The sequence below is a fragment of the uncultured Corynebacterium sp. genome (genome assembly GCF_945649885.1).
In the GTDB taxonomy this organism is placed as follows: domain Bacteria; phylum Actinomycetota; class Actinomycetes; order Mycobacteriales; family Mycobacteriaceae; genus Corynebacterium.
On sequence record NZ_CALZFS010000001.1, the window covers coordinates 58,560 to 68,603 of the forward strand.

Annotated in this window: 8 protein-coding genes; 3 read left to right on the top strand and 5 right to left on the bottom strand. The window is 57.8% G+C overall.

The annotated features are described in order from the left end of the window. The first annotated feature begins 5 nt into the window (after positions 1 to 5). The gene (locus tag Q0M74_RS00260) at positions 6 to 344 is read left to right on the top strand and encodes a hypothetical protein (protein ID WP_293950608.1); all 339 of its coding nucleotides are present in this window, start codon (positions 6 to 8) and stop codon (positions 342 to 344) included. Further along, positions 344 to 1,516, top strand: a complete 1,173-nt coding sequence (locus Q0M74_RS00265; protein ID WP_293950610.1) for an alpha/beta hydrolase — start codon at positions 344 to 346, stop codon at positions 1,514 to 1,516. The genes Q0M74_RS00260 and Q0M74_RS00265 overlap by 1 nt, the downstream gene beginning before the upstream one ends. 84 nt (positions 1,517 to 1,600) lie before the next feature. Here Q0M74_RS00265 and Q0M74_RS00270 read toward each other — a convergent pair whose 3' ends face one another. From Q0M74_RS00270 to dnaK, 5 genes are all read right to left on the bottom strand, one after another. After that, on the bottom strand, positions 1,601 to 3,121 hold the full coding sequence (locus tag Q0M74_RS00270) for an aldehyde dehydrogenase family protein (protein ID WP_293950612.1): 1,521 nt from the start codon (positions 3,119 to 3,121) through the stop codon (positions 1,601 to 1,603). Between the two features lie 421 nt (positions 3,122 to 3,542). Further along, positions 3,543 to 3,989 carry a heat shock protein transcriptional repressor HspR gene (locus Q0M74_RS00275; RefSeq protein WP_293950626.1) on the bottom strand — a complete coding sequence of 149 codons (447 nt, stop codon included), beginning with the start codon at positions 3,987 to 3,989 and terminating at the stop codon, positions 3,543 to 3,545. 134 nt (positions 3,990 to 4,123) lie between these two features. Then, the gene (gene dnaJ / locus Q0M74_RS00280) at positions 4,124 to 5,311 is read right to left on the bottom strand and encodes a molecular chaperone DnaJ (protein ID WP_293950614.1); all 1,188 of its coding nucleotides are present in this window, start codon (positions 5,309 to 5,311) and stop codon (positions 4,124 to 4,126) included. A gap of 269 nt (positions 5,312 to 5,580) precedes the next feature. Next, positions 5,581 to 6,243 (bottom strand): nucleotide exchange factor GrpE, encoded by a 663-nt coding sequence (gene grpE / locus Q0M74_RS00285; RefSeq protein WP_293950616.1) that lies wholly within the window; start codon positions 6,241 to 6,243, stop codon positions 5,581 to 5,583. After that, positions 6,243 to 8,102, bottom strand: coding sequence for a molecular chaperone DnaK (gene dnaK, locus Q0M74_RS00290; protein WP_293950618.1), 1,860 nt, complete (start codon positions 8,100 to 8,102; stop codon positions 6,243 to 6,245). The genes grpE and dnaK overlap by 1 nt, the downstream gene beginning before the upstream one ends. Positions 8,103 to 8,461: 359 nt before the next feature. On the opposite strand from dnaK, the gene Q0M74_RS00295 reads away from it, so the two are divergent. Further along, positions 8,462 to 9,829 carry an AI-2E family transporter gene (locus Q0M74_RS00295; protein WP_293950620.1) on the top strand — a complete coding sequence of 456 codons (1,368 nt, stop codon included), beginning with the start codon at positions 8,462 to 8,464 and terminating at the stop codon, positions 9,827 to 9,829. The last annotated feature ends 215 nt before the right edge of the window (positions 9,830 to 10,044 follow it).

Genomic DNA, 10,044 nt, shown 5'->3' on the forward strand with positions numbered 1-10,044 from the left:
GGCGGATGTCCAAAGTTATTCACAGGTTCCGCAACCCGATTCTTGTCATTTACTCCTTCCAGACCTGTACTGGTGCCATGTTCATGACACGAAACTTCCCCGAGCTGCTTGCAGGAACCACACCTGAGCTGGTGTTTCCGCCCCTGACCGCCCACGCTGGCACAAGCCGCACGTTTTCAGCAGTGCTTAACGCTGACAGTGGGTGGCGGCGTCTGCTTGACGAAGACCACCACTCACTGATTACCCACCTTGCCTCCATGAAGAAGCTGGCAGAACACTTCTGCACCATCGACAGTTCCCTGTCTTCCACACTGTCCAGAGCTCTAGATGGTGGTGATCAGTGATGGTGACCCTCCCGCTCCGGAGCACGGAACTGGAAGAACTTGGCTCCTTACTGATGAAGATCGCCGCCACCCTGGATGAGCAGGGTGTAGCACGGGCTGATGCCTGGAATGGTCTGCAGGGATTCACCAATGCTGATTCTCTGCTGGCAGGCATCGGGCAGTTGCACCGCCATAATTCCTCACTGTTGCACACCGCACAGCGCATGGGTTCAGCAGCCCAGGTGTTGTTGAGTACAGCCGGGGCCGTCCGGGTTCTGGAATCCTCTCTCCACACTGTTGAACGCCTCACCGACTACTCCCCGGCCACCACGGCGTTTCTCACCCACATCGCCCGGATGGGGGAACTTCTAGATCTTGTCTGTGCAGCCCAGATCAACGCCATCTGTACCCCTGAGGCTCCCACTCCCCTCCAACGGCTGGGAGATTTTGATGATCTCCCAGCCACCTCCATCCACGAATTCAATCTCATGAATGCCCCACCTGATATCCAGAAATTTGCCGCCGATAATCCCGATGTCATGCTCCTGGAAGTTGGGGAGGGCAGTGGTGGCGATGGTCGTGCCTTCGTGGCGGCGATAGGTGATGTTGACAAGGCAGACGCTCTTGTCACCATGGTCGCTGGTGTTAGTTCCTCTGACCCCGCACACTGGCAGGGCAACATCGACAGAGCACGCACCCTGGGTCGGTCAAGTGGTGCTGCCACGGTCATGTGGCTGGGATATACCGCGCCACATAACATTCCGCTCGCGGTGTCCACACGGGCAGCGGAAAAAGGGGGACGTGAATTACAACAATTCCAGGAATCTCTGGCTGTTCGGAATCCACAGCAGCGCAAGGTCGTCGTCGGCTATAGCTACGGGTCCGTGGTGGTAGGCAAAGGTGCGCAGAAAAGTGCAGAAAATGCTGCAGAAGGTTTCGATGCAGTGGTGCTGGTGGGCAGCCCCGGTGCAGGCGTGACCCATGCGCGGGAACTCAATACCGAGGTCTATGCCGTCACGGGTACTGAGGACCCCATCGGGCTGGCTGCCACCCGTTTCGGCGGGATCCACGGCACAGATCCCACCTCCCCCTGGTTCGGATCCACCGTCTGGGACTCTGCTGCCAACCATTCCGGTTATTGGGAGGATCCCGACTTCCTCCGGCAATTGACCACGGTGATCACAAAGGATTAAACAGGCAATAAAGAGCACGAAACCGCAGCCCCCTCCCCCGCCTTCATAAGGGGGAAGGGACTGCGGTGTGGGGTGCTAAGCGGTTTAGAAGAGTCCGGTTGGGTTCGGATCGTAGGAGACCAGGAGGTTCTTGGTCTGTTGGTAGTGAGCCAGCATCATCAGGTGGTTTTCACGACCGATGCCGGATTCCTTATAACCACCGAAGGCAGAGTGCGCCGGGTAGTTGTGGTACTGGTTCACCCAGACACGACCTGCCTGGATAGCGCGGCCGGCACGGTAAACGGTGTTCTGGTCACGGGTCCACACGCCGGCACCGAGTCCGTAGTTGGTGTCATTGGCGATGCGGACGGCCTCATCGAAGTCGGAGAAGGTCGCGACAGAAAGGACAGGTCCGAAGATCTCCTCGCGGAAGATCCTCATGTCATTGGTGCCACGGAAAACGGTCGGCTCGATGTAGTAGCCGTTGTCCAGTCCCTCAACCTTGTTGATCTTGCCACCGGTGAGGGTTTCCGCACCCTCATCAGGGCCGATCTTCAGGTAGCTGGAGATCTTGTCCATCTGCTCCTGGGAGGCCTGAGCACCCATCATGGTTTCAGTATCCAGCGGGTTGCCCAGCTTGATGTTCTTGACGCGTTCCACGCCGAGCTCAAGGAACTCATCCGCGATGGACTCATGGACAAGTGCGCGGGAAGGACAGGTACAGACCTCACCCTGGTTCAGGGCGAACATGGCAAAGCCTTCGACGGCCTTCTGGAGGAATGCATCGTCCTCAGACATCACGTCCTTGAAGAAGATGGATGGGGACTTGCCACCGAGCTCCAGTGTCACCGGGATTATCTTGTCGGAAGCAGCCTTGTTGATGATCTTGCCCACCTGGGTGGAACCGGTGAAGGCGATCTTGCCGATACGGTCAGAGCTGGACAGTGCGCTACCTGCATCCTCACCGAGACCATTGACGATGTTGAGCACACCATCTGGAAGGAGGTCTCCGATGATGTTCATCAGGTAGAGGATGGACGCCGGGGTCTGCTCTGCGGGCTTCATCACGATGGCATTACCTGCGGCAAGTGCCGGGGCGATCTTCCAAGTAGCCATGAGGATGGGGAAGTTCCAGGGGATGATCTGGCCGACAACGCCGATGGGCTCATTGAAATGGTAGGCAACGGTGTTGTGGTCGATCTGGGAGGAACGGTCCTCCTGTGCACGGATGGCACCGGCAAAATAACGGAAGTGGTCAATGGCCAATGGGATATCAGCGGCAAGCGTCTCACGGACAGCCTTGCCGTTCTCCCAGGTTTCCGCGACAGCGATCTCCTCGAGGTGCTCCTCCATACGGTCCGCAATACGGTGCAGGATCAATGCGCGCTCAGCAACAGAAGTCTGGCCCCATGCAGGAGCTGCCGCGTGGGCCGCATCCAGGGCTGCTTCGATGTCAGCTGCAGTGGAACGCGCGACCTCACAGAAAACCTCGCCGGTGACCGGCGTGATGTTCTCCATGTACTGGCCATCTACCGGTGGGACCCACTGTCCACCGATGTAGTTGTCATAGCGCTTCTCATAGTTGACAATCGAACCTTCGGTTCCCGGGTTTGCATAAACGGTCATGACATCTCCTTTTTCGGATGCGACCTGACTCCCACGTTGACTGCTTCCTCCAAGAAGGTACTACATACGTGCGCCAGGCAACATATACCAATAGCTGTGACTGCGGGCACATTACTTCGCCCTGTGTGCCACCCTATGCGGGATTAGCAGATGCGCGCCAGAGTTTTCAATTATTTCACCCCCTGACACTGATTTCATCCAGCAGAAACTCTCCCTCTCCAGTCACAGACCTACCCCCGATAATCCCTGTGTCAATGTTTGCAAAGATCCCCTCAAAGCAGTTTTCCATCACCATCCCCTCCGCCTTCCAAGCCCAGTGCAGAAAACATAAAGGTGGGCGGTGCACCATAACAGTGCACCACCCACCCTGCTCGGGTTTCCAGCAGGAAACGCCCGTCGCAGCGGGCTGACCACTAGAAAATCAGGCCTGCCGGCCCCGGCCTTTACGGCGTTCCCACATCACCACGGCTGTGGAACGTGGAACATGAACAAGTTCGCCACGGGGCCTGCCGCCACCGCGACGTAGTTCCGCCTTGAGTTCGTCATTTTCCGCAGTTGTCTTCCGCAGCGATTCCCTGAGATCACGGTTTTGTTCACCCAGTTCAATGATCGCCTTGATGCCGGCCAGGTTGACGCCGTCCTCCTGGCTCAGACGTTGAATCTTGCGGAGAAGCTCTACGTCATCGCGGGTGTATCGGCGTCCGCCACCGCGGGTGCGTTGGGGTGTGACCAGCCCCATCCGGTCATAGGTCCGCAGGGTCTGGGCATGCATGCCCGCAAGCTCCGCGGCAACAGAGATAACGTAGACCTCCCCGGTGAACACTGAACGGTCAATTCCGTTGTCACGGCCCAGATGTTCATCCTGCATGCCCTCGCGTTGCGTGCCAGGGTTGTCCTCACGATTGTTCGGGGTAGTTGTCATTGCATTGTCACCTTCTTCCACTTCCCGGAGATTGCGGCCATTCCAGCCCGCAGGGCTGGTGAAACCACCAGCCCTGTGAGTTAGCGGTTATTTCCTGCCCAGTCACCACGGGGGTCAAAACCTGAGCTCTTCTCCGCTTCGGCATAGGAGCGGAGTGCTTCTACTGCCTGGTCATCCAGCTTTTCCGGCACCTTGACCTGGACGGTCACCATGAGGTCACCGGTTCCGCTGCGGGTTTCCACACCCCGCCCGCGCACGCGCAGGGTACGGCCATCCGGCGTTCCTGCGGCAAGCTTAAGTTTGACCGGCTTATCCAGGGTCGGAACGGAGATCGCACCGCCCAGGGCAAGCTCTGAGAAACTCACCGGGATGGTGATGTGGATGTTGTTGCCATCGCGTTCGAATACCGTGTCTTCCTTGACGTGGACACGGACGAACAGGTCGCCGGCAGGTTTACCATTCGGGCCTGCCTCTCCCTGCCCCGCCAGGCGTACTTTCTGACCGTCAACCACACCGGCCGGGATACGGACGGTGATGGAGCGGGTCTTGCGGACAGTGCCGCGGCCACGACAGTCAGAACACGGATCGGTGATGACCTCACCGGTGCCACCACAGTGGGTACAGGGTGCTGAGAATCCGAAGGCACCCTTGTTCTCTGAGGTGAATCCGGAGCCACTGCACTGCCCACACTTGGAGGGGTTTCCGGACTTGGATCCAGAGCCGTGACAGGTGTTGCAGGGCGCATCTCCGGTGAGTTCCACCGGGATGGTCGTGCCCTTGACAGCCTCAACGAACTCGAGGGTGATGTCAGTTTCTACATCCGCCCCCCGCGTCGGCCTAGCTGACTGGCGAGGACCACTGCCGCGGTTGAAAAGGCCACCGAAGATATCGCCCAAACCGCTGTCCGCAGAAAATCCTCCACCTTGTCCAGATCCTCCGAAGATGTCGGAGGTGTCGAAGCCCTGCGACGAGCGAAACCCGCCGGGGAAGCCGGCGCCTCCGCTTCCGAATCCTCCACGGATTCCACCGGAAGCCAGGAGAGTTTTCAGCTCATCATATTCTTTGCGCTTATCCTCATCGCCGACCACATCATAGGCTTCAGCCGCTTTTTTGAAGCGGTCCTCCGCAGCCTTATCACCAGGGTTTTTATCCGGGTGGTTTTCCCGCGCGAGTTTGCGATATGCCTTCTTGATGTCATCGGCCGTTGAGGTCTTGGAGACCCCCAGGTCCGCGTAATAGTCTTTATTTGCCCATTCTGCATTGTTCACTGGGCATCTCCTCCCCTCAGGTTGTGGTGCGTGAGGTGTGTAAAAGTTTGTTATTCAAGTTCGTTAATTCACTAATCTATGCAATTATGCCCGTCTCTGCCCATAGTTGCTGAGACGAAAGGCGCGGGGCCTTCCTCAAGACACCGCGCCCCTGTTTCTGGTGGCTTTATGCCCACCATCGCCCCGGCACTTCTCAGAAGAAGGTGGGGCCGCAAGGGGGCGTACCTGTCACAGCCCGCCCTCTTGCACATCAACCGTTGCCGGTGATATTACTGCTCCGGATCGGCGATGATGACCATCGCATTGCGGATCAGCTTGTCATTGAAGCGGTAGCCCTTGCGGAGTACCGTGCCAAGAACCTTGGTGTCACCTTCGGACAGGTCCTGGACTGCTTCGTGGATCTCAGGATCGAACTCATCACCAGCTGAGCCGAAAGACTCGAGCTTCATGCCGGTGAGGGTGTTCTTCATCTTGTCCGCGAAAACCTTCAGTGGACCTTCTGTCAGGTCACCGTGCTGCTCAGCCAGGTCCAGATCATCGAGGATCGGGAGCAGCTGGGAGACAACGTTGGCCTTGGCGGTGTCGATGATGCCTGCGCGCTCACGGTCGGTGCGACGACGGTAGTTGGCGTATTCAGCGGATACCCGCTGGAGGTCCTCGGTGCGCTCAGCAAGCTGCTCTTCCACACTGGAGACCGCACCATCGCCATCAGCGTCAGGATCGATGTCAGCTAATGCTTCGTCGATTTCCGCTTCTAGCGCAGGGTCGATTTCGGGTTCAACCCCAGCGTCATCATCGCCGGCTTCCGGATCATCAGCCTGGCGGGCTGCGGATTCCTCCGCTGCGCGCTCTGCAAAGTCTGCAGAGGTCGCCTCCGGATCGGTGTTCTCGGGATCGCCGGGGTTATCTGGCATTCCGTTGGGGTTGGTCATTACTTCTTGTCCTCACCGTTATCGGTTGCGTCGTCTTCGACAACTTCAGCGTCAACGACGTTGTCATCAGCTGGAGCACCCTCAGCACCTGCGTCGGCCTGGGTTGCGCCTGCGGCAGCCTCAGCTTCGTAGATGGCCTTGCCCATTTCCTGGGATTCGGTGTTCAGCTTCTCGACAGCGGTCTTGATGGCTTCGATGTCTTCGCCCTTGAGGGACTCTTCGACACCTGCAGCTGCTTCTTCAACCTTGGTCTTGAGATCCTCAGAGACCTTGTCGTCGTTTTCCTCGACGAACTTGCGGGTCTGATACACCAGGGACTCAGCGTTGTTGCGGACTTCCTGCTCCTCACGGCGCTTCTTGTCCTCCTCAGCGTGAGCTTCGGCATCCTTGACCATGCGGTCGATCTCTTCCTGGGACAGGCCGGAGCCGTCCTGGATGGTGATGGTGTTTTCCTTGCCGGTGCCCTTGTCCTTGGCGGTGACGTGGACGATGCCGTTGGCGTCGATGTCGAAGGTGACCTCGATCTGTGGAACGCCACGTGGTGCCGGTGCGATGCCGCCGAGCTCGAAGGATCCGAGCAGCTTGTTGGCGTTGGCGATCTCACGCTCACCCTGGAAGACCTGGATCTGCACAGAAGGCTGGTTGTCTTCTGCGGTGGTGAAGGTCTCGGAACGCTTGGTCGGGATGGTGGTGTTGCGCTCGATGAGCTTGGTCATCACGCCACCCTTGGTCTCAATACCGAGGGAGAGTGGGGTGACGTCAAGAAGCAGCACGTCCTTGACCTCGCCGCGCAGGACGCCGGCCTGGAGGGCAGCGCCGACGGCAACAACCTCATCAGGGTTGACACCCTTGTTCGGCTCGCGGCCACCGGTCAGTTCCTTGACCAGTTCGGTGACAGCAGGCATACGGGTGGAGCCACCAACGAGAACAACGTGGTCGATCTCGGAGACGGAGACGCCAGCATCCTTGACCACCTGGTTGAACGGGGTCTTGGTGCGGTCGAGCAGGTCCTGGGTGATGCGCTGGAACTCTGCACGGGAGATGTTCTCATCCAGGAACAGTGGGTTCTTGTCAGCATCAACGGTGATATAAGGCAGGTTGATGTTGGCGTTCTGGGAGGAGGACAGTTCGATCTTTGCCTTCTCAGCAGCTTCACGCAGACGCTGCAGGGCCATCTTGTCCTTGGTCAGGTCGATGCCGTTGGAGGACTGGAACTTCTCAACCAGCCAGTCAACAACACGCTGGTCCCAGTCGTCGCCGCCGAGCTCGTTGTCGCCGGAGGTTGCACGAACCTCAACAACGCCGTCGCCGATTTCCAGCAGGGAGACATCGAAGGTGCCGCCACCGAGGTCGAATACCAGGATGGTCTGCTCCTGGTCGCCCTTCTCCAGTCCGTAAGCCAGAGCAGCAGCGGTTGGCTCGTTGACAATACGCAGGACGTTCAGACCTGCGACCTGGCCGGCTTCCTTGGTGGCCTGTCGCTGGGAGTCCTCGAAGTATGCAGGAACGGTAATGACTGCGTCGGTGACCTCTTCACCCAGGTAGGCCTCAGCATCGCGCTTCAGCTTCATCAGGGTGCGGGCGGAGATTTCCTGTGAGGTGTAGTTCTTGTCATCGATCGCGACGGACCAGTCGGTACCGATGTGACGCTTGACGGAGCGGATGGTGCGGTCAACGTTGGTGACAGCCTGGTTCTTGGCGGACTGGCCAACCAGAACCTCGCCGTTCTTGGCGAATGCCACGACGGACGGGGTGGTGCGGGAGCCCTCGGAGTTAGCGATAACTACCGGCTCACCGCCTTCAAGTACAGACACCACAGAGTTGGTGGTACCAAGGTCAATTCCTACTGCACGTCCCATAATGTTTCCTCCTGTTGATTCAGATTTCTAGCGATGGTTGACTGCACTCAACTCAACTTCCGGAAGCCAGTTTAACAGACCCCCTTGAGCGAATGCCACTCAACCTTACGTCCTATGCAACGATCATAACCACAAAGTTATTCCGAGTCCACTCAACTTTGATCATTCCTGCAGGCATTCAGGGTTAAATAGGTGACACCCCTGAGCCTTCCGGACGCAAGGTGTTCGCTAAGAGCAGACATCCTCCCGTCACTCCCCCGCGCTTTATCTACGTCCATGCACCCTGCCTCCCAGGGCGTTTCGCGGTAATCTTGCTGCATAGATCTCTTCCACGCGAACCTTTGATAGTTGGAGTCCAGATGACCGAAAAATCAGGCATCCCCCCACAACCCCTGGGGACAGATGCAGACATGTCCGAAAAGATCTCGGAAGCAGTCGAGGGCAAGCTCGAAGATCTCGAAGTCAATGATTCCAGTGAAAACAACGCATCCATCGACCGTGCCGCCGTCATTGGTCGCGATGGACGCTGGGCAGCCGGCTGGGCCCTGCGTTTCATTGTTTTTGTGATCGCCGCATGGATTTTCTTCCAGGGCCTTTCTGTAATCTGGGCTGGCCTGCTCCCCATCCTTCTGGCACTGCTGGTCTGCACCGTCCTCTGGCCGGTAACCAAGTTCCTGCGTGACCACAAATGGCCACCCGCCCTGGCAGCAATCGCCACGATCCTGGCCTTCTTCGGCTTCATCGGTGGTATATTCACCGCCATCGCCCCCAGTGTGGCCAGCCAGTCACAACAGGTTTATGAACGTGCCTACGAAGGTGTCCAGTCTCTCTTGGAGCAACTTCAAAATGGTCCACTCAATCTGGATCTGGGCCAGGTTGATGAGTTTCTCGATGATGCCACCCAGTGGGTCCAGGATCAGGCATCCAGCATCGCCTCTGGCGTTTTCACCGGTTTCTCAGCAGCAACAACCGTGGTGGTCACCATCGTGGTCATGTTCGTCCTGACCTTCTTCTTCCTCAAGGACGGCGTGAAGTTCCTGCCCTGGCTGCGCAAGTACACCGGCGATAACGCAGGCTGGCACCTCACCGAGGTTCTCACCCGTTCTTGGAACACCCTGGCCGGATTCATCCGCACCCAGGCGCTGGTCTCCCTTGTTGATGCCATTTTCATCGGTATCGGCCTGGTAATTCTCCAGGTTCCGCTGGCATTGGCGCTGGCTGTGATCACCTTCTTCGGTGGTTTCATCCCGATCATCGGTGCCTTCACCGCAGGCGCCCTAGCCGTGATCGTGGCGCTGGTAACCAACGGACCAACCAACGCACTGTTGGTTCTTGGCCTGATCATCCTGGTTCAGCAGATCGAGGGCAATATCCTCCAGCCATTCCTCCAGGGCAAGGCCATGCAGCTTCACGCTGCGATCGTCTTGCTGTCTGTCACTGTGGGTTCCACCCTCTTCGGCATCCTGGGTGCCTTCCTTGCAGTCCCGGTGGCCGCAGTGTTCGCCGTGTGGTTCCGTTACCACGCAGAACTGGTCTCCTTGAGGTCCGGTGAGATCACCGTGGATGACATCAAGATCCAAACCACGAAATCAGCCGGTAAAGAAGGATCCACCTCGGAATCCTTCCTGGCGGTGCGTGATCGCCTGACCAGTATTGGCCGCAACAAGAACAATAAATCTGGTTCCACCAAGGTGACAGATAAGGAACAAACAGACACCAAGAAATAATAGTCTTGCCACTGTCCCTCTCATTCCGTGACGGGGCACGATCAAAAGGAGCCGATGTTCATATGAACATCGGCTTCTTTTATGGGCTTTGGATGTTAACCCACCAGCGTAAGGTTGGGGTTGCGGCCTGTGATGAACAGCCATACCTCATCGACTTCACGCGGTAGGGCACGGACATTATGCAGGTGTTCAATACCTGCAAATCCGCCACCAAC